Origin of the sequence: Halalkalicoccus sp. NIPERK01 (genome assembly GCF_030287405.1) — an archaeon.
Taxonomy (GTDB): Archaea; Halobacteriota; Halobacteria; order Halobacteriales; family Halalkalicoccaceae; genus Halalkalicoccus.
The window spans coordinates 1-26,616 of record NZ_JASVVV010000009.1 but is presented as its reverse complement, the minus strand read 5'-3'; the positions used below and the strand labels follow the sequence as shown (position 1 = coordinate 26,616).

At 53.2% G+C, this 26,616-nt stretch carries 14 protein-coding genes; 8 read left to right on the top strand and 6 right to left on the bottom strand.

From position 1 onward, the window contains the following. Positions 1-64 precede the first annotated feature (64 nt). The 3 genes from QRT08_RS17695 to QRT08_RS17685 form a co-directional block, all read right to left on the bottom strand. Positions 65-814: a hypothetical protein gene (locus QRT08_RS17695; RefSeq protein ID WP_286047308.1), complete on the bottom strand. Its 750-nt coding sequence runs from the start codon at positions 812-814 to the stop codon at positions 65-67. Positions 815-987: 173 nt separating this feature from the next. Continuing rightward, complete coding sequence (locus tag QRT08_RS17690) at positions 988-1,752, bottom strand: DUF8112 family protein (RefSeq protein ID WP_286047307.1); 765 nt, start codon at positions 1,750-1,752, stop codon at positions 988-990. Beyond that, positions 1,746-1,958, bottom strand: a complete 213-nt coding sequence (locus tag QRT08_RS17685; protein WP_286047306.1) for a DUF8118 domain-containing protein — start codon at positions 1,956-1,958, stop codon at positions 1,746-1,748. The genes QRT08_RS17690 and QRT08_RS17685 overlap by 7 nt, the downstream gene beginning before the upstream one ends. 1,197 nt (positions 1,959-3,155) lie before the next feature. On the opposite strand from QRT08_RS17685, the gene QRT08_RS17680 reads away from it, so the two are divergent. The 3 genes from QRT08_RS17680 (at position 3,156) to QRT08_RS17670 (ending at position 8,092) form a co-directional block, all read left to right on the top strand. After that, positions 3,156-3,488, top strand: a complete 333-nt coding sequence (locus QRT08_RS17680) for an ATP-binding protein (protein WP_286047305.1) — start codon at positions 3,156-3,158, stop codon at positions 3,486-3,488. Positions 3,489-3,686: 198 nt separating this feature from the next. Then, positions 3,687-7,499, top strand: a complete 3,813-nt coding sequence (locus tag QRT08_RS17675) for a helicase-related protein (RefSeq protein ID WP_286047304.1) — start codon at positions 3,687-3,689, stop codon at positions 7,497-7,499. Between the two features lie 47 nt (positions 7,500-7,546). After that, a complete protein-coding gene (locus QRT08_RS17670; RefSeq protein WP_286047303.1) occupies positions 7,547-8,092 on the top strand; it encodes a TBP family protein in 546 nt (181 codons plus the stop codon). Between the two features lie 3 nt (positions 8,093-8,095). Here the strand turns inward: QRT08_RS17670 and QRT08_RS17665 are convergent, their stop codons facing one another. Beyond that, a complete protein-coding gene (locus tag QRT08_RS17665; RefSeq protein ID WP_286047302.1) occupies positions 8,096-11,674 on the bottom strand; it encodes an Eco57I restriction-modification methylase domain-containing protein in 3,579 nt (1,192 codons plus the stop codon). Between the two features lie 112 nt (positions 11,675-11,786). Here QRT08_RS17665 and QRT08_RS17660 point away from each other — a divergent pair, with 112 nt between their 5' ends. Further along, positions 11,787-13,193: a hypothetical protein gene (locus tag QRT08_RS17660; protein WP_286047301.1), complete on the top strand. Its 1,407-nt coding sequence runs from the start codon at positions 11,787-11,789 to the stop codon at positions 13,191-13,193. Between the two features lie 157 nt (positions 13,194-13,350). Beyond that, on the top strand, positions 13,351-14,307 hold the full coding sequence (locus tag QRT08_RS17655) for a DUF4268 domain-containing protein (protein ID WP_286047300.1): 957 nt from the start codon (positions 13,351-13,353) through the stop codon (positions 14,305-14,307). 64 nt (positions 14,308-14,371) lie between these two features. Here the strand turns inward: QRT08_RS17655 and QRT08_RS17650 are convergent, their stop codons facing one another. Together QRT08_RS17650 and QRT08_RS17645 are read right to left on the bottom strand one after the other, a co-directional pair. Beyond that, positions 14,372-15,547, bottom strand: coding sequence for an McrC family protein (locus QRT08_RS17650; protein WP_286047299.1), 1,176 nt, complete (start codon positions 15,545-15,547; stop codon positions 14,372-14,374). A gap of 105 nt (positions 15,548-15,652) precedes the next feature. After that, complete coding sequence (locus QRT08_RS17645) at positions 15,653-18,676, bottom strand: McrB family protein (RefSeq protein ID WP_286047298.1); 3,024 nt, start codon at positions 18,674-18,676, stop codon at positions 15,653-15,655. Positions 18,677-18,858: 182 nt separating this feature from the next. On the opposite strand from QRT08_RS17645, the gene QRT08_RS17640 reads away from it, so the two are divergent. The 3 genes from QRT08_RS17640 to QRT08_RS17630 all read left to right on the top strand — a co-directional run. Continuing rightward, a complete protein-coding gene (locus tag QRT08_RS17640; protein ID WP_286047297.1) occupies positions 18,859-19,944 on the top strand; it encodes an endonuclease NucS domain-containing protein in 1,086 nt (361 codons plus the stop codon). Positions 19,945-20,108: 164 nt separating this feature from the next. Next, positions 20,109-23,291 (top strand): PD-(D/E)XK nuclease family protein, encoded by a 3,183-nt coding sequence (locus QRT08_RS17635; protein ID WP_286047296.1) that lies wholly within the window; start codon positions 20,109-20,111, stop codon positions 23,289-23,291. Then, on the top strand, positions 23,284-26,616 hold a 3,333-nt coding region (locus QRT08_RS17630), incomplete at its 3' end, for a UvrD-helicase domain-containing protein (protein WP_286047295.1). The genes QRT08_RS17635 and QRT08_RS17630, both read left to right, overlap by 8 nt.

Below are 26,616 nucleotides of genomic sequence, written 5' to 3'. Positions count from 1 at the left end.
CTAGGAGCGGAGGGCGTGCCCGGGGTGGTTGGTTCGAACTATGCTCCTTCCTGTTGTTCTGGTGTTAGGACATCACGCTCTCTGCAGGGGGCTGCTCGAGATCCCGATCACAACGATCGTGATACCGGTCGGCCGCCTCCTCGTCGATGACCACGAGCTTCTTGCCACGCCGTTTCGTCTGCTCGACCTCGTCCTTCCCCAACTTCTCGAGGAAGTCCATAACACGGGCCACAGTTTGCGTATGCGGCTTCGTTCCTTCGACGGCGGCGATCACCTTTGTAATTGTCCGACTGTTCAACACGAGACCAGCAGGGGCTTTCTCGGCGTAATCGCGGACATCGTGTGCGATGAATCGGGCGCGCTCCTGATTGGTCGTGAGCTCGCGATCAGCGATGTGCTCCGGGAGCGCACAGATGCGCTCAAGCGGTGTTTCGATATCGTGTGGCTGCGTCTTGTCTGTCTCCACCCCAGAGGTTCCGTTGGTAGCTGTGGCTTCCTCTAACTCGTCGAGTCGATTCTGGGCTCGATCAGCGTTCTCTGTCGTGCTTTGCAGAATCGATCCCACGGGGATCTCGGCGATCCAGATATCCGTGAGACCCGCGGTGTCCTCGTCTGATCGGATCTCAATGGGATCGTGTTCGCGGTGGGCTTCGAGCTGCTCGATCCGTTCGTCCTTGCGCTCGACTTCAGCTTCGAGTTCGGCAACACGCTCGGTAAGCGCCTCGAGTTGCTCGTAGACCGAGTCGAGCGATGGCTCGTCGGTCGTCGCGGGCTGGTCGGTGGCGGTGCTCTCGGTCGGTGTAGTGTCGGTCATTGGAAACAGGATGGTTGTGAGACGATCGTGGTGCCCGTCTCGTGGCTGGCGAGCGATTCAACAGCGTAGCTCGGCAGGGTGATTACACTCGGGAGAAAGACTGGGACAGGCAGGGCTCTCGGTGGGCGTGTGCCGCTAGCGCTGTGAGAGAGCTCGCCCATCGGTGGCGCGGGTTACTCCTGACTTTGGGAGTGGGCTGGTGCGTGAACGCCCGTGCGAACGGCGGGGCTCGTTGTGCAGTGGGTGTCCCTGTTGGTGATCGCGGGGTCGCCGTCGGGATCGGTCTCCTCGGTGGCGTCGGTCGGATCACCCGTACAGGCACGGACGTGTTGAGGCCACGCGCTCATCCCGATCTTCGCGTCACACTGGGGACAGGGCTTAGTGGTTTGTTCGCCCTGGCGGGCGATTTGGCAGTTCCCGCATTGGCTGGCCGTACTCGCCTCGGCTTCCGCCAGTGGAACAGGCGTGTACTGGGCGGTACTGTTGCAGTTGCACAGTGGCTGGCCCTCGCCGTCGTCGATGTGATAGACAGCGCTTGCGGGATTCTGGATGTGGGTGTCTCGGAGGAGGGCTGTCGACGGTTCTTCTGTGTGGGCTTTGGCGCTGCCCTGGCCCGGGGCGCTTGCGTCGAGCGTTTGGATATTACCGAGTGTCTGGAACTCACTCTGGGTGCGGACATCCAGCGTTCGGGTGAGTCGGGACTGGAGGAGGTGTTCGCTCAGGCCCAGCGTCGGACTGGTGAGTTTCTCGGGGGTGCATTGTCGGCAGTAAATCCGTTCGATCGCGAACGTGGGGACGTCTTCTTCGCGGGCGGCGTAGATCGTGACCTGTTCGCCCTCGCGCAGGGTGCGGTTGCAGGCGGTGCATTCGGGGTTGGTGTCGGAGAGTCGCGCGCCGGCGAACAGTTGGGTGGTGTCGGTGCTGATTTCGGTCAGCATCGGTCGGCCACCCCACAGTCCTCGGCGTGGAAGGCCTCGCGGTGGAGGTCCTGCTCGCGAATGGATTCACGTTCGCAGGCTTCGCAGCGCCAGTAGGTGGTGGCGTTGGCGACCGTCGGGGGTTCGTGGTGGGGACCGGTGATTCGGTGGTCCGTGTTCTGTTCGGAGGCGATACTGTTTTCTGGGGTAGAGTTATTAGTGCTCATTGCTTCTCGTGGGTTTGAGAAGCGCGGTCCGGTGCTCTAACACCGGGCCAGATTCATTCTGGCGAAACCACCCTCCTCAGCTACTGTTATGGCTTAGCCCCACTTATATTTTGCGTATTGCAAAGTAATAGTACAAAGCACTATTGCAAAGCAGATACTATTACCCAAAGCGCCTATGTGACATTGTATGCCGATTCAACTGACTGAATCTATGGTCGATTTACTTGATTGGTTTGCCGACCAGCCCTGTTCTTGTGCAACTGTTGGTCGGATTGAGAATGAGGTTGATTGGTCACGAGAGACGATTCGAAATAACCTTAAGCAACTAATCGCAGCCGATTATGCCGAACAGATGTATGTACCAACTGGTGAATACAGGTTAATAGAAGATCCTCGAGAGTCAAGAGATCAGACCTAACTACGAACGATACGGTGGCTGGACTACAGCGGCGACCCGATCTCGGACCAGAAGTATCAGCTGCTCTGCGCTACTGGTGCTCAGCGAGTAATGGACGGTCTCGGGACGAGCGAGAACCATGAACGCAGCACGCTCGCGAAGGTGCATTCGAACTGTTTCTCGGCTCAAAAAACTCGGGGATACCGAACTCTATGGACACGGTAATCGGGGGTACGAGATTGATCTTGCGGTCGGTACAATTGACATGAAGACTGTGTGGCCGCGATGTAACCAGCCGTCGTTGATGGTTGGTGCATCGAACGAACTCACGGCCGACTACTACGTCTGATCCACCTGCTCAATCAACGGTGTTACCGGATTCTGGGATATGCACCGGCCGCGGTTGTGACACTATCACCGGTGAGCTGAATCCACGTATACTCGGACGTCCGAGTGTGAGATGTGCCATAGGACCGGCTATGGCCCTCCACCTCGACAGTAATCGAGGTATTCCGATTACAGCTATAGGCGAAACCGGACAGTAGCGAAAAATCATTTTGCACGTTCGCGAGTAACTGTACGCGTGGGAAGGCTCCACAGTTATTAGTTACAATGGCAATACACTAGGAAATATGTCAGCCCAGTCTCCTGAGCTACACGTCGTTCTTAAAGCCGAAGTGGAGGAAAAGACACGATAGTCGGCTATCGCGAACGACGAGTATCAGATAGTCCTTGTTGATGGCAAGATTTTCAATTGCAAACATCACTATGAGCAGAAAGATCCTGATCCTCGGTCCCACATGTGGGTCTCTGATATAATCCAAGAATCAGAGGTCCCTAAACCTGTATCCGACGTATTCCGCCAGCAACTATCTGCCAGCGGCGCAAGTTTCTCCGGCGGGGGGTCCCAGCCGAGTACGTCTGATGTGCTCAATACGAGAGTAGTATCATGGTTTCGAGACAACGGCACGATATACAGATTCGAGAAGGGACACTCAGGCTATGTCGAGATCGAAAAAGATGGTAGGGGGATCGCTCCAAAGGACGTTCCGAGAGAAGTCCTAAACGAGGTTGATCCTATGTGTGGTAACAACTTCGAGTACCTCCATGATATGATATATGGGGACGACTAGTTGACCAATCAGTATGTTCGATGAGGAGGACCGAGCATGTACGGTGAGAGAGCAAAGCGAAGCCTACCCCAGAACCAGTGATCGTACTCCGGATGCTCAGTTGCAGCCAGAGCCGACCACCATGTTACCACTCGGCGGGGCTGCAGATATAGCCGCGAAAGACTAAGTTGGTTTAATTAGAATTCCCCGATAGTCAGAATGCTTTCCGTTCCCCCTCTTGTCGATAATGCGGGCACATCTCTCGAAGAAGTTTACAAGAAAATCATCCCTCAAATAGAGGAGGCACGCATCGCAACTGGTTACTTCTATCTCTCCGGTTTCGACCTTTACAAAGATGACCTAGAAAATCTGGCTGGTCCCAACGACCTCGGCCACGCTCCGCTTCGCATTCTTATGGGTCGCCAGACCAACCAGCAGACCGCTGACGAGATTGAGAAAGGTCAAAATCTACGGGAGACATTCAAGCAGGAACTCAAAGACGACATTGAGAGTTTGAACAACGCACAACTCGGGCGACTCAATCGGCTTCGAGAGTTCATCGCAGAGGGCACTGTTGAGGTCCGTGTTCGGAACCCTGAGAATGGTTATTTCCACGCAAAGGGAGCTGCGTTCCGCGCCCCACTTGACGACGGTGAAGAACCAGCCTCTGACGGCGAGGTAGACACACGGGCCTGCGCGACAATCGTCGGCTCCTCAAACTTCTCGGCTAGTGGCCACCGAAACAATATCGAACTTAACCTCACTAGCCAAGACCGCTATCAGACTCAAGCTTTCGAAAATTGGTACGATAACCAGTGGGCGAACGCCGAGGAATTCAGCGAAGAAATCATTCGTATCATCGAAAACAGCGACCAGTACAAAGAATGGAAGGAGAAGCAGGAAAATGAGGAGGAGTCCGTCGGTATCGATGATGATGAACTCGGGACATATCTTGAACCCTTCGAACTCTACAAACTCCTCGCGTACGACGAACTCAGTGGTAACGTAAGCGCCCGAGACAGCCCGCTCTACTATTTCCAGAAACTCGGTTACGAGAGCGCACGCGCGAAACTCTCCCAGTATGACGGCTGTATCATCTCCGACTCAGTTGGTCTCGGCAAGTCGTTTATTGGCGGTGAATTGCTCTATGACTACCGGCAGCGTGGCGACCGCTGTCTACTCATCGTCCCTGCGAACTTGACCGACCAGTGGGAGGACCTCCTCCAAGATGGCACTGATGAGGACGGAAACCCCTATTTCGGATTGGAGGTGGACGGAAAACACCTAAATGTGATGAGTGTCAGCAAGTTCCAAAACCTCGGCTACGAGGAAGTCCAAGATCTCCGTGACGAGTTCGACGTGCTTCTCATTGACGAGGCCCACCGCTTCCGTAACTTCGGCAGGTGGCGGCCGAACCCAGACCACGATGACGACTATAAGGGAACGCGGCGGCACGCAAATCTCCGACAGTTACGCGGGAAGACGATGATAATGCTGACCGCGACACCCATCAACAACAGCGCCACCGACCTGAAGAATCTCATCAGCCTCTTCACGAGCTCGGAGGATCTCCGCAATAAGGCCTCACTTGACTTCGATGCATTCGACGAGTACATCGAACTCGCTGAAACGCGAAAAGATATCGCCGCTGGAAAAGAGGAGTTCTCGGACCAGGAGCAACAGCAAATCACCGAGCAATTGCGGCGCCACTCCAAGGAGATCTCGAACATCCTTAATGAGGTAATGGTTCTACGGACACGCAAACACGTCAAGGAACAGATTCAGGACGACGAGGACTTCGAGATGAGTTTCAAACCGCCGAAACTTCACAAGGAACAGTACTCGCTGCCGCCCGCCTACCAGCCGATCTACCGAATGCTCCCCGACGTAATGGACGCGCTCCACCTCCCGCACATCACGGTGAAGAACCCGCAGGCTGGGGGAACATTGAAAGCTCTCTACAAATTGAACCTCCTCAAGCGACTGGAGTCTTCGACGTACGCATTCGTCCAGTCCATCGAGACTCTTCATCAGAGCGAGCGTCGTCTCCTTAGTTTTCTGGAAGACCTGCCCGAAGACGAGAACATCGATCTCTTGCGCAGCGTGCAGGATGGCGAAGCCGCTGTAACCATCAATGACTTCGTTGAGGGGGAGGATGCCGCTGAAGACCTTGAACAGACGCTCGAAGAATTCGGCTTTGACTCAACCGCTGTCCGCGCTGACGGTGGCGATGGGGAGGCAGAGAACGAATTAGCGGATGCAACGATTGGCGAAGTCAAGAACTACATCCGCGAGGACCTGACGCTACTCGCGTACTTCCTCACGCAATTTATCGGCGACGTAGCCCGCGACACCGGAGACGTAAGCGACCATGCAGTCACGGTACGACAGTGGCTCCACGACCACAATGCGGGAACACTCCCCGATGTCCCTGAGGACGAAATGAACCCCGTCCTGTACCCGAGGAGTGACCTGACAGAAGTGGATTCTGCGACCCGGGACTTTTACGAGGCCGTCTTCTCACTGCGAGAGTTCCGCGACCCAAAAATCGACCGGCTCGCGGAGGTTCTACAAAATCACGAGCAGAAGGTCCTCATCTTCACGCAATATCGAGGAACCGCCGATTACGTCTATCGGACGCTCCGAAATAATCCCGACTCTCCGCTGACAGCAGGAAACAGCGCGGTCGTAAAGGGCGGCGACGAGAACAAGCAGGGCATTATCCAGCGATTCGCGCCGCAGGCGTCCGGGTATCAGAGTACGCTCGCGGAATCAGATGAAACCGAACTACAGTATGTCGTCGCCACCGACACACTCAGCGAGGGTGTGAACCTGCAGGACGTTCACGTCGCGGTTAACTACGACCTGCCTTGGAACCCAATGCGCATCGTTCAGCGCGTTGGTCGTATCGACCGCATCGGGACTACGGCGGAGAAGCATGTCCACAATTTCTACCCGGACGGCGACATCGAGGCGGCCATCAAGTTGCTGAAGCGGCTGCAGGCGAAAATCAACGATATCGCCCTCATCGTCGGAAAGGAAAACAACATTCTCGACCCGAATGAAGACCAGATTCTGGAGAAGGCAGGCGTCGATACCCAGAAGACAATTGGAGAACTAGAAGTCGATGAAATTGAGGACTCGCTGCGGCGGTCGCGCGAGATCGAGGACGTGAACGAACTCGATGACACGAGCAAAAATCCACTCCTGCGAAACGCAGGGAGTAACGAGGAGGCTGCGTACGACCGCTTCCTGCTCAAGCGCGAGTTGAATGAGGAGTACGGGCTCACCGCCGATGACTTCAAGTACGCGGAGGACTTCTTCGACGACTCGCCGGACGAGCGGGAGTTCCTCTATACGAACGCCAAAAACCACGACAAGGGACCGCGTCCGGGTGTGTTCGGGCTCGCACACCTCTGGTTCGACAGCAAAGACGAGAACGCCCCACTCGGACGGGTGCGTCGGGCGTTCTACTACAAACCATTCAGCGACGACGTGAAGGAGCGGTCCGTACAGACGCTTTCAATCAGTCCGTCCGTTGAGGGCGAGCCAGTCTCGAGGAACCTCGACCACGTGTTGGCGAATCGTGAGGAGATTGAAGATGTACTCAATGACCGGCTCGAAGCGATACAGAAAGGGCAGGTTGAGGGCGCGTTCAAGCAGGGCGATTCATTCTCGACGGAACAGGAGACGATTCTGGACTTCCTTGCCCACTATATCCAGCCGAACTTCGCGGACAACACCTGCTCACACGAAGACCACGGCACGATTGGTAAGTGGGCCGACGACCTCCACAGTCGGCTTGGTGGGGTCAAACTTGCAAATACCGACGAAGACCGGATTCTCCGCGAGACCTTTCGTCACCACGATGAGTACGACTCGTTCACAGATTGGCCGACTACCGAGTTTCTCGAAGCCCTTGAATCATTTCTTGTAGAGAATATTGAGGCCTCTACTGAGTATCAGGATACGCTCGTTGGGGAGAGTGAAGTCCAAGCACAGTTAGTCTGTTGGGGTATTGTTGGCACATAGATGGAGTATGTCGGGGCTCTTTTGGCTATGTACTGTTTGTCTTCAGTATGGATAACTATGCCCTAGTGAACGTGGTTGCTGGGGGTGACCTCGGTATTGAGGTCGATTTACACAACGTATTTGAGGATTTGAGACATCTCTCTCCATCATACGAGCCGGAGGTAGCCCCCGGTCTACATTTTGAGTTGCCTAATACATCTGTGACAGTTATGCTGTTTCGGACTGGAACATATCATCTTACTGGGGGAAAAGATGTTGACCAGATTAAGGAGGCGTATAATGAATTGGTAGATATAATAGAAGAGCATCTGGGACTGAAGGCCGTTATTGAGGACCCTGACGTGCGAAATTTAGTATATAAAGGAGACATTGGTCAGGAGGTTGATCTAAAGGCGGTCGCATTGGTTCTTCATGGAGACGTAGAGTATGACCCCTCTCTGAGCCCGGGACTATATTACCGTAAGAAGGAATATCGCGGTCTTTTCACCCTCTACCGAACTGGCTCATATATTTACACTGGAAATCCAGACCCCTTTGAGGCACAGAAAGCACTTGAATTGTTTAATGAGGAACTCAGACAATTATTGAATTGAGTGTTAGTCTGATAACTCTAAATACTTCTCCTCGACAATATTGAAGTAGGCGTCGGTCATTACACGCGGATTTTGTACCCGATGGAAGTCCTCCAGAATGAACTTTGCATCATCATAGTCCAAGCCATATACATGGAGAGCAGCAGCGTCAATTTCGGCCTGTATTCTACTCCGATCTTTCTTTTCTGTCGCGGGTTCAATATCGCCTAGCCTCTCCCTCATTTCCCTAAATTCATCCCCATAACAATTCAGACGAGCCGCTCTATAGGAGATATATTCGAACCATTCATCCCCATGGTCTAATTTCGGAACTTGTGACTCAAGAAGACTATATGTAGCAATTCGCTTATCTGTCTTCTCACCGATTAAGAAGTCAAACGGAAGACTGTTGAGGAGACCTAGTAGTGCGAATATTTCCCAATCGGAGTACTTCTTCTTATACACGCTATGCAGAGGAACCTGCGACATTGAGGCTTCATCGGGTTCAATAGAATACGGACGAATCGTGGTCAGGTTTGTATAGGTTACAACACCTTTTGGTAGGACTGCAGCAATAGTCGTACGTTCATCTGTTGGTCGCGCAATATCACGATAGGCAAGACGGTATTCAGCACAGTCTAATAATACGTCACTCTCGCTCAGATCTTCACCTCTTTTTTCATCTAGATACTCGTTCACGGCTTTTTTCTTCGATTTAGAGGAAGGTGCATCAATACTCTCATAGATGGCATTCTTTAGTGCTCTCGTATTCTTCTGTCTAATTCGTGTTTTGGCACTCTTTTCAGGTTCCTCATCTTCAGGAATACCATAGTAATTCACTTCCTGCGCATAGGGTGGCGAGTAAGAGAACTGGAAAATATTCCGACCCCCGTATAAGCGATACCTGTTCTCCCCGCCTTCATCAAAGAATCTGTCAGAGTCATTTGTCTGGTCAAGTTCTCTGTATGTGTTCACAGCCCACGCTTGTTCAAGCGAAGAGTGCTGAGTGATTTTCTGTAGGATATCGACATGCTCACTAGAGCGAATCTTGGGGAACATCCCTGATTCGGGTGAGAATTTAAGTAGTACTTTGGCAGGTGTCGATATCCCGCTGGCTTCCGGCGTCCTGAGTACTGAGAGGTCGCCTCGTTTGAAGGAACAGAGAACTGACTGAGTTTCGCTTCCTACTGTGAATGTAGATATAGTGAAGGTATAGCGAGTATCTACGTGTTGGAAGATACCTCGGTTTTCAAAGGTAAAGAGTGAATCAAGTGTATTCTTTTTCAGCAAATTCCGCCTCAGATTCTTGTACGACCCACCTGTGAAAACGATGTTTGGGATGATTAGCGAAACATATGAGCCGTCGTTAACTATTTTTTCACTTCTCTCTAGGAATAGAGGTGCCAAGTCCGTATCACCAGCGACAGTACGCCCACTTACTTGGGCAGTTTGTTTTGAAAACTGGCTTCGGTAATAGGTTCCCAAACGGCCAGCTTGCTGTTTATACTCCTCCCATCCCTCTGCAATTTCATCCTTCTCTAAGAGTTCTTCTTGACGGTTGTCCTTTAGTTTAGTTGGCAGACTTCGGAAACCGGGGTCATATTTTATAAAGTAATCATCCCTTGTCACTTTCACTTTGTCCCATGGGGGGTTTCCGACGATAACATCAAATCCCCCATCTGCGTAAACTGAAGCGAACTCAAGTACCCAATGAAATGGTGAATACTCTCTGATTTCCGTAAGCGAAACATTATCTACCCCTGCCTCTTTGAACCTCTGACGGATTTTTTCATCTAGGGAATTACTATATTCGTTAATTCGCGTTTCGGCTAACCTTCTCGCATTTGTCGCTTCATGCGATGTATCTGCCTTTTTATGGCGTTCAACCGCCGTGATTACCTCCTCATACATCTCCTGCACACTTTCACCAACACCGCCACCAAAGTTCGAGAGGGAGGCATCTCCTTTGTCAGTAGCAATTTCTTGGACATCTGTGAATCCGATGAGCGAGTTCCCTTGTCGAATGTTGAAGTCAATGTTGGGGAGCGGTTCAACCTCTCCAGGCTCATCCTCAATGTCCGCCACCATCGAGAGCCACAGCCGGAGTTTGCATATCTCGATTGCACCTTCGTCGATGTCTACCCCGTACAGATTGTTAAGAATAATAGTTCGCTTCGCATACAACGACGCGTTTCCCTTCCCTGACGTGATGATGTCCAACTCGTCACGCGTCCGAGACGACAGTTCCCAGCCCTTCCCTTCGTCTTCGAGTTGCTGGAAGAACTCAATACATTGCATATAGAGGTCGAGAAGAACCTCCTGTGCAGCGAGCAGGAACGCCCCACTCCCTACGGCTGGGTCAAGGATTTGTACCTCTTTTAGAATGTCGTGATAGAGGGTCTCGACGTGGCTAGTCTCCACGTTCTCAGTCGCGGCCTGCTGTGTAACTGTCCCACCGTCAGCGATAGCCGCCGTATCAACACTCGCGCCCACCTCTAGGAAACCAAATACGTCATCGATTTCCTCGTAGCTCGTGTCGACGGTTTCGTTGAGTTGGTCAAGGAGATATGGATGGACCGTTCGTCGAGCCATGAAGCCCGTGATTTCTTCAGGCGTGTAGTACGCGCCCATCTCCTTCTGGTTGACCGTCTGCTCGAAGATGTGCCCGAGAACCGCCGGGGAGAGGTTCTTCGGGTCAACGATGTCTAGCCGTTCGTCAACGTTCCAGTTCCAGTCGGAGAGGAAGTCCAGAATATCGTCGAACAGTTCATTCGTCTTCTCAGCGGAGTCGCCCAGTTTCGCGTCTTCGAATTCTTCCTCAACGGGGTTCTTCGCGAACAGACCGCCGTTCAAGTACGGGAGTTTACCGAAGTTCGGGTTCTGCTTGTCCTCCGCGAGATACTCGAAAAACAGTGGCTCGTAGAACTCCTCGTAGCGGTCATCGCCCTGGTCCACGACCTTCGCGGGCTGTTCGTGGAGGTAGTCGGGGTTATGGGCGAGCAGGCGCTTCTCCTGAATGAAGTAGAGGAAAATCATCCGGTCAAGAATGACCTGCACGTACCGTTGCTTCGCGTCACCCCGGTCATCAGGGATGCCGGAAACTTCCTGTAAGAGGTCGGTGCGCAGATTCTCAAACTGGTGGTAGAACTTCTTGACGATCTGTCGAGTATCGTAGAGCGTGTCGTAGATGGCCGCCGACGAGCCGTACTCGATGGAGTTCAGTTTCTGTAAAACGGTATGCTTCTCGCCGCTCTTACTTCGGAACTGTTCCTTGGTGAAGGTGAGTTTCTGGTGCTTAATGCGACCGTGTTGCTGACCTTCCCAACTTCGCATACGTGTGAGGAAGGTAAACTCCTTGAAGTCGTTCGTCGCGACGAGATTAGTGTGGCGTGTGCGGTTTTCTGGTTTAAAGTCGGTTGCAGATTCACCCGGTCCAGCTTCAACAAGAACTACGAATTCGTTATCAGAGAGTTGGAGAACTAATTGATGGTTCTCTCCGAGCTTCGGTCGTGGTTTGAGTCCGCGCTTCTCGAATGAATCAGCGATGTCCTGCAGAGAATCCCAGCCTGTGATATCGGAGGCTATGATCTGCTGAAGAGTCATATACTTGGGAAGCAACCTTGACGTTATCAATGTATGGGACTTACATTATTTCGGCGTTGATCAATTATAGCCATAAGAGCGATTTGGCGATTCAGAAGAGAATTGAGTTCATATGGACCGCTTAGAGACAAACCCAAACCAGAAGTTGGCAATAGCAATAAAAGATTTTCAAGAAGAGGTTATTGAGGATGGTGCTACTGAAAAGGTAAGCATTCCTGGAATCAGCAGACGAGATATACTCATTGGAATCATAGTCGATACTCTATTAGATGACTTCGGGATTGAAATCTCTCACACTACAGCAGAACTCCGAGTGAGAGAAACCTTCCAGAAGATGATGAGGGAGAATTTAAAAAATGAATACAATGATCCAGTAAGTCGGTTCCGCAAAGAATGGCCAGAGGTTTCTGAATCTAAATCCCTATCCAAGTTTACGATCCTCATTCCTCTTCCAATTGCAAACCATGATAATGTACTTCCAGGCAAAATCGAGTTCAACGGACACGCACTCAATCGTGTCGGCCCAGGTCCATGGAAGAAATTCGAACACCAAGCCCGAACCACGGAGGCTCAAGACACCCATGGATATCCACCGAATCTGAATGAGTTTATCGAGGGAACTGACCTACAGAGTGTGACCTCATCAGAATACACATTTTGGAGATTCAATAAAGAGGGAATAGATATAGACTATATTGTTCAACAGATGAAATCCGTTTTAAATGTACTTCTTGGCCAACTCTGTTTTGTTGCTGATAATCAAATTCCAACTGCTATGGATCACTCCCTAAATAAAGTTCAAACCAGAACAAGGACCGTTTTTCGATTACCACCGTTCTATCTTATTTTCCAGGATTCGATTTTCCACCGAATTCATCCCGACACGTATCCTGTTCAAAAGCCTATTCCACGGATAAGAAATGATTTCAATTTTAGTGATATAATGAACGCATTCCCATCTCTTGGGACATTTAGCGAGGGAAAAAATAGTATCTATCGGGATAATCCTTCTGTACATGTCCGTCCTGTTGAAGCCACTTTGGGAGCCTCTTTCAGAACTTTAGGCCAGGCATTGCGGGAGACTGATCCAGAGTTGATGTTTCTGTGGTTATATCGGACGCTAGAGCACATAACATTCACAAAGTACTCCAAATCGAAGGAGCCATTGATTCGAGCATTACGTTTGTTGAATATCAATCCGGACCAACAATTAACGCGATTTGTAGATGTCGTGAAAGATAGGCGTAACACCATCGTTCACGACGGGATTGACGTGCAGATCACCCAAACTGAAATAAATCTATTAAAATCACTTTCAATCAGCGCTATCAGACAAGTTGGAAAGATATCTCAGGATAACGGAACCGATGAAATTGTCTCCCTGCTAATTACGGACGATCTCTCGTCTAAGATACGTACTCTACAACGAAAAGAGAGAGAAGTAACTGATCAGCTCTCATCTCTCCAGGATAAACTGGAGGTATTCGAAGATATTCAAGAATGGACTCGAGAGAATTGAATCTCTATCATCCAGTCCGTTCAAGCTGCAACTGCTTATTTAAATATCAAAGACACCTACCACAAGTACTACACGGACACATCCTCAACCAACTGCTACGAAATAGTAGTATTTTGCACAATGTATTACAACTTACACGATAGCACACCAACAGAGTATGACTCACGAGATCGGAAGTATCGAAGAACACGACCTACGAAGCGTCTGGCCACACGAAGAATACGACTTCACGAGGTGGTTGATGGAGAATATCGATCACCTCACCGCCAAACTAGGAATTGAGGTCGAAGACGTCTCTCACGAGGAAGCAATAGGCAGTTTCTCTGCTGATATCGTCGGCACTGAGATGAATACCGGTCGGCCCGTCGTCATCGAAAATCAGTACCAGACAACGGATCACGATCATCTGGGCAAGCTACTCACCTACTCAGCTGGGAAGGACGCCGGCTTCACGATCTGGATAGCCGAGAACTTCCGTCCCGAACACAAGAGCGTTCTCGAGTGGCTCAACGAGAGTGGCCCGAAGGACGTCCGGTTCTTCGGTATTAAGCCGCGGGTCATCTCAATCGATGGGACCGAAGCGAGAGGATTCGAGTTCGAAATCGTAGTTGAACCGAACGACTGGGAACGAGAACTGACGGGAGAGCTCAGTGAAACCGAACGGACGTATCTGGAGTTCTATGAAGCACTAACGGAGGCGTACTCACAACGGCGTTCCGACTGGTATAAACTTACACCACAGCCCCAGAGTTGGTTGGTATTCGGAGCGGGGATTGGGGGTGTCAGTTTGGGGTGGGCATTCCATCAGGGGCCCGAATTCTCGGTCGAACTCTATATCGACACCTCGGATAAAGATCGGAATGAAGCGATCTACGATACTCTAAAACAGCATCAAAATGAAATCCACACGAATCTCGCGGATCTTGACGAAGAGCTCGTCTGGCAACGACTTCCCGAGAAGCGTGCTTGCCGCATTAAATGCCCCTGTAGTATCCCGAACAAGCTATCCGAGCTATCAACAGAAGAACAGGAACAACTCGTCAAGTGGGGTGTTGAGACGATGGATCAGTTCCAAGATGAATTCGAGCAGCGAATCGCTGATTTAGCAATCTAGGTCGAAACTAGTCGCTATTCATAGTTGCTGCAAACTCGTCCTCGATTCACAATGAACCAGTAATCTACTTCTCGTTATCAGCTTCAGACACTGCCAGTTGGGAGGTAATTGCCTCTACCACTACTTGTTCGAATGACTCGGATCTTCGTCTGTCATAAGACGTCGGTACTTCTACCAAGGTCAGTGACCGCAACCCCCGAACAGAATACTGCGAGCCAACACGCCCCTCTTGTTCCGGATACAGCAACACGCCCGGGGCATCGTGCGCCACTTGATACGCCACCAACTGATAGATATCCTCGTTAGAAGGCACTTGACTCCAACCAGCATCCACCTTCCATTTTGCATCCCCAACCAACACTGGCCGCCCCTCTCCATCCCGAATCAACACATCAGGTCGAATCGTAATCGAGCGCTTCCCACCCGCCACAAGCTTTTGCGAACTGGCCTGTGAATGACTCGTCCAACCTGGCCGTTCCGCGACAAACGTCCTCATGGCCCGCTCAACGACTGATTCAAAGATTCGATTCATATCCACTAACAACGCAAACGACGCCCTCCGACCCGATCGCAACTCATCGACGTAGACACTCCGCAGCACGAGCTTCGTGAGTCGCAACAGATCAGTATAATACGCCGACAATCGCGTCAACTCAATTCCCTCAAGATCAACCGGCCGAACAGACTCAAGCGTCACCTGCCGCCGCAGCCGATGCTGATGGCGCTCAAGAGCCTGACTCAACGATCGGTCCCGAACAAACCGCATCAACAGCGTCGTCGCATACAACACCGCTCGATTCACGATTGTATCCGCAGTGCGCTCGTCGTACGTACAGTCGAACGTCGTCGGCATCGGGCCATGGCGCTGTAACTGACGCTGCACATTAACTCGTCCACGTAGATACGAGACGGTCCGATCTACACGCTGGTAATCGGTCTGTAACCCTTGGCGAAGCACAGTATTCAATTCAGCTTTGTAGATCGATGCCAGTGCCTCGATGAAGGTCTGGCCGGCTGTCAACGACGTCGCCTCATCGATCGTCGTTGCCTCAACACCGTGTGCATATCGCAACATCGCCAAGAGATCCGTTCCAGGTGCCTTCGGTCGAATTTCGATCATCGGTCCATCAGGGAGCGACACGACACCGACATGTTGGGTTGCTCGCAAGACCGCCGTCCCATCCGATTGGTACTGCACCTCCAACCGCGTTGCCTCCCGATTGACCTCCAACTCAAGCATTCGACGAGCCCGCTGACTGAGTCCCAGCGGTTCCGTCGTCTCGTACTCCCGCAGCTTAATGTCCGGATCGTACACTGACTCAGCACCTAGTGTGTCTACCATGGCTTAGTCGACAGCCTCACTGCTGCTACCCGGATCACTATGATGTTCAAGGAGGGCTTCTCGAAGCTCCACTAACCGTTGGTTTTCATATTCCGGATGGCGCCAGTACTCCGATCCATTGGCCTCTCCGTTATACTCTGAAACCGTACGCATGATCTTCTTCGCTAACCCCGACAACGAATACAGTTCCTCGTCGTACAACCATCGAACAGCGTTCTGCTGTCCGGTTTCACCAGTCACTTCACACCGCCAGAACGGCGCAGATGCATCATAGGCTTCAGTCGAATCAGTAGGCACCTTCTGCTCATTAAAGAGCAATACAGTACCTTGTTCAAGTATGCCTTCATCTAAGAGCAGATCGATCGTATATACTGTCGTGTGATTTTCCGGGTCCTCGGAATGCCCCCACTCCGTATCGATCCCTGCGATTTCGATCAGAGTCTGTGCAAGTTCCTCTGGATCAAATGCCCGAATTTGCTCGGTCGACCAATCGAACACCTTTCCACCCCCACCGGCAAACAGATCCTGTTGGATGCGATCAAACTGCCCGAAGTAATACTCTGTCAACAAGGGCAGAATCTCGTACTGCCAGGCATCGACAATTGATTGCAATTGCTCCTCAAAAGAATCCTCCTTAGTAAGCCCAAGCAAGTATGAGTGGCCGATCTGCTTGCCTTTCCCCAAATCGGGAGCTGCCAGAATCGCGTCGTTCAATTGCTCGACACCCAATATAGACAGCGCAAGCAATTGACGCACTGGATCCGGACTGTTCAGTGCTGTATCTGTAACGTCTTGCGCACCTGCGAAATCGTAGGCATCGTACAGGACGCTCATATCGGGTGGACACTCGATGAATCGGAAGCGACGACGGAGTGCCGTATCGACGAGGGCAATCGACCGATCGGCAGTGTTCATCGTTCCGATCACGTAGAGATTCGGCGGCACGCCAAAGCGCTCGTCCGAATGCGGGAGTGTTGTTCGTGTCTCATTCGCCCGTGTAAGTCGCTTGTCCGACTCAAGGAGTGTGATCGTCTCACCGAAGATCTGTGCGAGATTCCCCCGATTGATCTCGTCGATGATCAGCACATACGGCGGTGGCGACTCCTCATCGTCACTCTGTTCGTACGCGTCTTGAGCGCGTTCACAGAATCGCTTGAACACCCCATCTTTCACATCATAGCTTACGGCTCCATCTCGTGCTTCAGCGGACAGCCCTTCGATGAAATCCTCGTACGCAAACGATGGATGGAACGTGACCACCTCGAGTTGCTCTTCAGTCGCTGTTTCAGTCTGATTAGCAATCCACCAGCGGGCAAACCGTTGGGCAGTGTAGGTTTTCCCAGTCCCAGGTGGGCCATGGAACACAAGTTGGCCGGTATGTGTGAGTTGGCGTTCAATCGTTGCGGCATTCGCTGGGGGGTCAGAATCGGCTGTGAGCGCCTTCGGTTTCTGACGATACTTCCCCTTCAGCAGGAGCTCCATCTTCACATGGTTGAAATTAGGGCGGTTTACGCCGGCCTGCTGTTGGAGTTCTCGAAGAAGAACGACAAAGAGCGTTTGTCCCTTCGTCAGTGATCCAACGTACCCTGCACCAATTGTCTCTGCGTGCTCATCGAGAGCGGTTTTGTTTTCTTGGTACAGCTCACGAATTCGCTCATAGATCGACACGTCCTGCGTAGCGATCTCGCCTCCAACGAGATCGTTCCGACGGAGAACATCGGTCCACTCCTCGATTACTGAGCTGAGAATCTCAGTACCGAGCAGATTTCGTTCAGTATCCTTTTCAAGGCGGTCAAGAATATCCGTCGTGGCCTCTGCGATTCTCTCGTACTCGCCGGCGTCTTCCAGAGAGGTTGTCGTACCGTTAGCGAAGACTGCGAGATCGAGATACTCCATCGTATGCCCGTAGAAGGCACAGTCCGCAATTTCGAGATCAGTGGCCCACTCTGGAATACCGTCATCGCTCAGCTTTGCAACGGGCTCACGAAGATGATAGTGATCTGCAGCATCTCGCACATCTTCGACAAAGCGGGCATACCGTTCGTTTGTGGCTGACTGCGTGCTTGGCGGACTGTAACCCAAGATCTCCATCCCAGCGATTGCGCGTTTATTGAGGATTGCAAACTCCTCTGGGCGAAGTGATCGCAGAATCTCGGTGGCAACAGCCCAGCCGAATCCACGGAGAGCGATGACGTCCTCAACAGACCCACTCTCGATAGCATCTTGGAGGACAGTAGCGATTTCAGCCGGTGTATTCTCGGCAAAAATGAGTTCATCGAGATAGTAATCGAGACTTCCCCAAGCACGTGTCGCCCAGAAATGGGCTGGATCGACAAGCTCTTCGAACGTTTCGCGAGACGGATTCTCGAGAAAAGCATTCGCTTTCCGGCGTTTCGTCTGAACCTCGTTCCAGTAGTGTGTTAGATCCGGTGTGTCGCTTTCTTGAATGGAGGCCTGGTCGCCTGCTACCTCGTAGCCATGGCGCTGGAGGTATTCCTGAAGCGTTTCACCTTGTTCTTGAGCAAAGATCGCAACGAGCTCATCTGGGCATTTGGTGAAGTAAAATCCCTCAACCAAGGAGAGGTTCTTATCATAGATAAGGCCGGTATAGTCGTCACGGATTTGCCGTAGTTCCTCCTGATAAGCGTCGTTCTCGAGTACATCCTCATAGATATCGATCGGCTCATCAAACTCACTATAGTCAGTCAGCCACCGTCGATAGCCACCGGCTTGTCGCTGTTCGTCAGTCCAGGTAAACTCCGGAATCCCTTCAAAATCTTCCTCGAGTTCTGAGTCGATCGTCGAGACACCGGCAATCTGCTGGCGGTCCTGCAGCAGATGAAGGACGATATCACCGACAGCTGCCTCACGCATCGTTTCATACGTGTTGTGCCCAGCTCGGTTCTGTGAAGGCGAATATACCGCTTGTCCGAGTCTGAGTGGCCCCTCCTGTTTGTAACCCCGGCCCTCGAGTCTGGTTTTCTCGATCCAGACAGCGGGATTCTCAGTACGGACTGCTGGGTCCATACACCCCTCCAAGAAGAACACAGTAAAAATTGGCAGGGTTTGGAAAGAGCAATCGGTAGTAGCGAATCGGGAATCAACAAGAGTAACTCCATGTATACTAGTCCTTGATTAGATTCACGTAGATCGAACCAACAAGCGGATCAATGCACAATTCACCCCAGTAAGAAAACCGACGCACCATTATGCCAATCGAATTTGGACTCTGGCGGATCGATAACAACGATTTCCGCCGACTGTCCTCACAACGACTCACCAATGAATCGAGACTCGAGCAACTCCTCGTTGAGGATCCGAACCTCTTGGGCAGCAAACTCCTCATCATTGGTCAACAGGTCCATACAGCGAGCGGCAATCGTCTCGATCTCTTAGGAATCGACGTCGACGGTGACCTCCATATTATCGAGCTCAAACGCGATCGAACACCCCGCGATGTCGTTGCACAGGCACTAGACTATGCGGCGTGGGTTCGAACACTCACGTACGACGATATTGTCGATCTCTACAATGAGTTCGAAACGGACCACGAGTTTGAGACAGCATTCGCCGAACAGTTCGGCGCCAGCCGACCAGACGGTGCACCAGATATTCCTGAAGACATCAACCAGAGCCACAGTCTCACGATCGTCGCTTCCGAACTAGACGGAGCAACCGAACGCATTATCGAGTATTTGGCCGAAGAATACAGCGTCCCGGTGAATGCGGTCCGGTTCAACTACTATGAAGACGACGGTCGCGAGTACATCGGCCGAACATGGCTTATCGATCCACAGGAGACGAACGAACCACCAAGCAAACGAGAGTCGTGGAATGGCCGGGATTTCTACGTTTCCTTTGGTGAGGGAGTCCATCGCTCATGGCGTGATGCACGCCAGTATGGATTCATCTCTGGTGGACAGGGCGAATGGTACAGCCGGACGCTTGGTCAACTCTCCATTGATGACCGTGTTTTCGTCCACGTACCCCAGCACGGCTATGTCGGTGTTGGGAACGTCACTCAAGAGAAAACTCCCGTGACCGAATTTACAGTCAAGATTGACGGCGAGGACCGGCCGATTCTCGACTGTGAGCTTGCAGCTACTGCAATGGATGAAAACGCCGCTGATCCAGAATTACGGGAATACGTCGTTGGCGTCGAATGGATCGATACACGACCGTTGAACGAGGCGTATTGGGAAACGGGCATGTACGCGAACCAAAACACTGTCACGAAACTCCGGAATCAATTCACCCTCGATCGACTGTCCGACACATTCCAGATCGATCGCTAAGCTATCACTTATATCGAGAACGATCCAACAGCTATCTTCCCATCAGTAGAGTAGAAAATATTCTCTCTTCTCACCAGCATCTATTTATGATAGATACTTCCAGAGAATAGCAACGCAACAGTTCACGATACCGACCAGTCGATTATCGTGAACCGCAGACCAGAATGCCAACACCAACCCTCCTCTATGGGCCCTCATTCGATCGCCTCCGCACTGAAGCATTCACTCGTATCGACACTCAAGCAGACACTCCGAAACGCGTCCTTTTCATCGAAGCAAACACGTCACAACACGATGCGCACCGGGATCACTGGCGCACTACCCATGATCCACTCCAACTAACGGTCTGTGAGCTTTCGGATGTCGTCCGACAGGCACACGATCGCCTGAGTGCTCCGATTCCAGAAGTCGACACACTTGATCGTCAGCGAATCATCGAGAGAGCAGTCGCCGATATCTCCCAACTCGAGAAACCACGTCAGTATACGGACTTCGTTAGCGAGCTCATTCGCGCCCTTGAGGAAAGCGGCTACTATTCACCTGCGGCGGTAACATCCGCTCTCTCGAGTACCGATCTATCCGCCGATCGCATCGACGTCATTCGAGAGACATTCGAACGATACTGTACGTATCGAGACGCCATCGCCCATCCAGCGGCCGAACCACGCAGCCAGCTCTATGCGACTCTCGCGAATACGAGTACCTCACTCAAGAGTGCGTTCCCATCAGTTGACACAATCATCCTGTCTGGCTATACGGATCCATCCCCTGTCGAGATCGCAGTTATCCAGCGGCTTACCGAGGAATTCCCACTGACGATTCTGCTCCCAACCACGAACAGCGCCACTGCCGACTCGGCCAATCCAGCTGGTGTCGATCGCCATCTTACACGAACACGCGAGGCATTCGACCCACTCGAATACACCGCCGACTACATTCCCCCAACCGAAGAAACGGCCCTCCAAACCGCCGTCAGTCGGATGTACACCTACGAGGCCGGCACCGAACCGGCTGTTTCTACGGACGCCGTTTCCTGGCATACAGCGCCGACCCCTGACCGCGAAGTTCGCCACCTCGCTCGTAGACTTCGCGAACAACTGGCGGATTCAGCAGCTCCTTCGCCGGACGAGACACTTATTCTCGCCCCAGGACTCCTGACCTACCGCGACCAGATCAGCGATATCTTCGGCGAGTACGGGATCGAGTATACGACCAGTCTCAGTATCCTCCTCGAGCAGACCTACGCTGGTCGAGCGATGCTGGATACGATCGCACTCTGTCTCGAAGACACCAGCGAACCCCTGACCCGATTGGCCACCAACCCTGTCGTGTCCCTTCCGGAGATTGACACTGCGGCACTCGTTGCGCTCGAACGACGATATCGACCATGTGACCTCGAGACGCTCATAGGACGCTCTCCGTCGAAATGGCACACAACACTCTCAGAGATCCAGACGTCCGCAAGAAGGGCCCGATCGAACGACAGCATCGCAGCGATCCGCGGCATTGCGAACCTATTTGAAACGCTCGAATTCGAGACGAACGTTGAGAATCTCCCCCAGGACGTCGAAGGAGGCTACGAACGCCGCGCAATCAGTCGCGCCAAACGAATCCTCCAGTCGCTACTCAGGGTTTGTGAGCACGATGAACTCGATATAGAGAACCCACTACGCGAAATCGAACAAGCTTTCGAGGGAGTCCGGGTTCCAGCCCCAAAACAATATCACGCAAACCGCATTCGGATTATTGGCCTTGAGGACACCCTAATGGCCGATTGCTCAGCGCTCTACGTGCTCGGTGCCACAGAGGAGAACCTCCCCGGCCGCAAGAGCCGACCGCGTTACTTCCAACAGCTTGCCGATGCCGCCGGGGTACTCCCGGCAGATCGCCACCAAGAGCTGGCCCGGTACCGCTTCGGAGCAATTGTCTCTAATGCGGACACAGTCCATATCACGACGCCCGAAGAGACAATGGACGGTGAGCAGATCCTCCCCTCCTCACTTGTCAAGGAACTCGCTCGAACGGCTACCGTGACACGAACGGCCGGGATCGACGACGAACCGCGTGGATCGTGCGAGGACGTTCAGCGGACTCTCGCCGGCAGTACGCCAGCCGAACTCGAGGAGCTACTCAACGGTCCACCGGCGACAGACTCGTTCACTCCAGCGCAAATAGAGAGTTGTCGGATCGGTGCTGAATGCGCATCGAATCGTGCCACACCTGGGCCATCGATCCATGATGGACGGCTCCCCACAAACAAGCTCGACGAGCTGAACGATCGGCTCACGAAACGGCCCTACAGCCCCTCCCGGCTCAACACCTACGCCCAATGTGGGTTCAAGTACTACCTTCGAAACGGGTTCGAACTCGAGGAACCCGACGAAGAGTTAGCCGACGCCGGGCGGTTCGCGATCGGCGACATCGTTCACGAAACTCTCGAACGGTTCTACACTGGACTCGCCAAAGAGACAACCGGTGGCGTTGACCTCACAGCGTACGACGAGACCGACCTTCGCCAGCGTCTGTATGCTGCCGGCGAACGGGCCGTTGCTGACCACGATGAATCGTTTGCCAGTCCCTTCGATCGTCAACAGTTGGCCGCTCTCTTCGCCGGGCTCGTACCCCCGGAAGACAACCAGTTTTTCCTCGGAACGGACGAAGGTGATGAGGAAAGTACCGGGCTCTTCGTCGAGTTCCTGCGTCGCGAACAACGCGATGGGGACTGGCGGCCACGATTTTTCGAACAGTGGTTCGATGGAGAGGTGGGTCCCATTCAGACACCGGACGGCACCGAACTTCCCGTCTCCGGGCTGATCGACCGGATCGACCTCGATACGAATACGCTAGCCGCCGCTCGCGTACTCGATTATAAGACATACAAGGCAGACACAAACGACGCGATCAGGGGCATTGACTTCCAGCTGCTGGCCTACACGTTCGGCGCTCGACGATTCCTCGAGACCGAACTCGGCGACCCACCCCAGCGAGTCGAAGCCGGCTATCGCATCGTTAAGCCCCCAACGACAGTGACACACAAACAGTCACTACCCCAGACGATCGAATCGAACCTCGATATCCCAGCAGAGCAGTTCTTCCGAACTGTCGCTCCCCGCCGATTCACGGAGATCACCGAAGCGATCGAGGCGGGAACGTTTTCGCCGGCAATCGTCGGCGAAGAGACCGCCAAATGCCAGTACTGTGCGTTCAGCGACGTCTGTGATGTGCGCCATCACCAGCGTTTCGAGGCGATCGAAGCGATCGATGAACAGGAGCTTTCGGTGTACGTTCCAGACGGTACCCGTCCGGGAGATCTTACTGAGCACCTTGAGGTGACGGCAGATGAGTGATGATACCTCGACGTATGAAGAGCGACTCCTAACAGACTACTCAGCCCAAGTAAGCGCAACTGAGGAGCTCGAACTCACCACGGAGCAACAACAGGCACTCACCCTCGATCAAAACATCGCGATCACTGCCGGTGCAGGCACTGGCAAAACAACGACGCTCACGGAACGCTACCGACACATCCTCAAGGAACACCCGGAACTCAGCCCAACCCAAATCGTCACGATCACCTTCACTCGTGATGCGACAAGCGAGATGTGCGACCGAATTCGTGGTGTCGTCGACGACGCGCTCGATTCAGCCGACCCGGAAACGTACGATCGATGGCAACGGGCCAAAGACGACATCGAGGACGCCTACATACACACGATCCATGGATTTTGCAGCCGTATCCTCGAGGAGTACGCCGTCGAGGCAGGTGTTCACCCTGATTTCGAGACGCTCGACAATAGCGACGCAGCAACGCTGATTGAGCGGACTGTTCGGGACGTCCTTGCGTATGTTCTCGATGAGGCCACACATCTCCGGACGGCTGACGAAATCGAAACGCGAAAAACGACACTTACAGATGACGTCGAACGTCTCGCACGCCTGTATTCACGCGATGATCTTGCCAGTCTCCTCGCGGGACTACTCAACGAACGCCCGGAAAGCAACCAGTGGGCTGACCAGCTACTCGAAACGAGCCACGAAGAGTACGTAGCGGCTGTCTTCGAACGAGCGTGCCCACTTTCCCCGGAGACCGTCAACACGCTTCTCGCTCAACCAGCGGTGTGTGAGGCCCTCGAAACTATCAGGGAGCTTGCAGCCAACGACTACGAATTTACTGACGAACCCGACGACGGCATTGCGACTCTCGAACTACTTGGCTCCCAGCTCCCGGACGGACCAATCGACGGTGCCGAGACGGCGACCTACCAACAGCTCTTCTTGGATTTCTGTGATCAGGTAACCACAGGGAAAGGGGCGCTGTATGCCAGTGCAACCTCGTATGCAGGCACGGCGAGTCGCTGGAAAAAGTATGGCTGCACGGCGGATCACGAAGCGCTCACAGCCGCCTGCAAGACGCTGATCGAGGCGCTCGATCCCGAGGACCAAGACCTGAGCTTCGATGGGGCGGCGATCGAACGTTCGATACCGTATGTCTACGCGATTGCCCGTCTCTATCAGACCGTTCGAGTAGAGTACACACGGCGAAAAGAGGCACAGCATGCACTGGACTATTCGGATCTAATCGAGCGCACAATTGACTTCCTCGAGACACACGACCGAGCGCGCCATGAGCTTCGCGAGCAGTTCGAGTATCTCATGGTTGACGAAGTTCAGGACACGGATCCACGCCAGTGGGAACTCGTGACGCTTTTGACTGGCTCCGAAGAGCCTGGTTTCGACGGCGAGAACGTCTTTCTGGTCGGTGATGAGAAACAGAGCATCTATCGCTTTCGCCGGGCCGACGTCACGATGTTTCGTGAGGCCCGCGATCGTCTCAAGAGGGCGAACCCAGAATCCACAGAGACAGCCCAACAGCTCAGCGGGAACTTCCGAACACTCTCGAATCCGCTGACATTCATCAACGAACTGTTCGAGGAGGTCTTTCAGCCCGAAGGCGATGAGTACCAGCCATACGAGGCACGTCCACAGTGGCTGACGCCTGAGCGATCGGAGGGCACCGAGATTGACGGAACGGTCGAATACCTCGTTGTGCCGGAAACGGACCAAGACGTTGCACCACTAGGCCTCGAGAATACGTGGTTCGATGAGCGGACCTACCGCTCGAAAGGCGAGCGGGAAGCTTACGGCGTTGCCGCCCGGCTCACGCGGTTGTTCGATGACCCACCACAGATCTACGATCCCGACACCGACGAGTATCGAGCAGCCCAACCGCGGGACGTAGCCCTCCTCTTTCGGACACGGACTCGATTCCCGGAATTCGAACGCGCATTCGAAGAGTACGACATTCCCTACAGCAGCTTCGGCGCCCGAGGCTTCTACGAGACATCCGAAATCCAGCCGTTGGTGAACCTGCTCAAGGTGCTCCAAGATCCCACTCAAGATATCCCGCTGTACGGTGTGTTGCGATCGCCGCTGTTCGGGTTCACCGATGAGCAACTCGCAGCACTGTACGACTCGGACGAATGTCTCTGGGAGCAACTGGCGACAATGGACAGTGCCCTCGAAACTGCTCACGATCAACTCAAGCAGTGGCGAACGCAGGCTGGGCTTGACAGGAGCGATCGAATTACGACATGGGCGGCGTTAGTCTCGGAGATCATCGACGATACGGGCTATCTGATCAGCGTCGGTGCCGACGAGCGGCCTGAGCAAGCCGTCGTGAACGTCAATAAATTCCGCGAGCAGCTCCGAACGTGGGAGGAAGGAAGCGCTCTCCCGCTCGTCGAAGTGATCGAGCGTATCGAGCGCGAACGTGACCAGGAGACTGATCCTGGCGAAGCAATGATCCCGGCGGCGATCGATGGCGTCCAACTCAGGACGGTCCATTCGGCGAAGGGTCTTGAGTTCCCGATCGTCGTCGTTCCAGAGCTCAGCCGCGGCGTGAGCAAACGGTCGACAATTACCGATAACAGTCAGCGTCGACATTCGCTTGCCTATCTCGAGACAGTAGGTGAGGAGCCAGTCCTCGGCATCAAGGGGCCCTCCCCAGCGAACAGCTTCGAGACGACTGCAACGCCGGATTACAATATCGCAGAGAATGTCCAACAACAGGAACTACGGGCTGAGAGTCGGCGTCTCCTATACGTTGCAACGACACGCGTTCGGGATCACCTCTTGTTGACGAGTACCCACGCCGTCGGATCGGACAGGGAGGCTACTTTCGGTGAGTACGATACCGGCGAGCAAGCCTCCAATTGGCGTGATCTCGTTCAGCCGGTTCTCCTCGAAGATCGAGAGCTTCTTCCGGACCTCGCCACGGCAGGCATCGCAACAGACTCGCTCGGAGAGGGCCAGTACACCGTTCGACGGCCGCCAACGCCCGTTTCGGGACCGGCTGAGTCAGCGACGACTGAACGCGCCTGTGATATCGAGCTTTCAGAACCTCCTGAATCGACAGCGGGGATCGCTCTGTCTGCAACTGCCGTCCGTGATCTGGTTTCGACTCACTCGTCACATGACGAATCACAGATGGAAACAGACCACAGTTCTTTCCTCACTGAGTCGCCTTCCAGAGAGGGACTGGCACCGACGCAATTCGGGACGGCCGTCCATCGACTGTGTGAGCTATCTCTTGCTGGCAGTACCATCGATTGGTCTACAACACCGACCCAGATTGTCGACACCCCCGATCGATTATCGCCGACAGTCATCGAG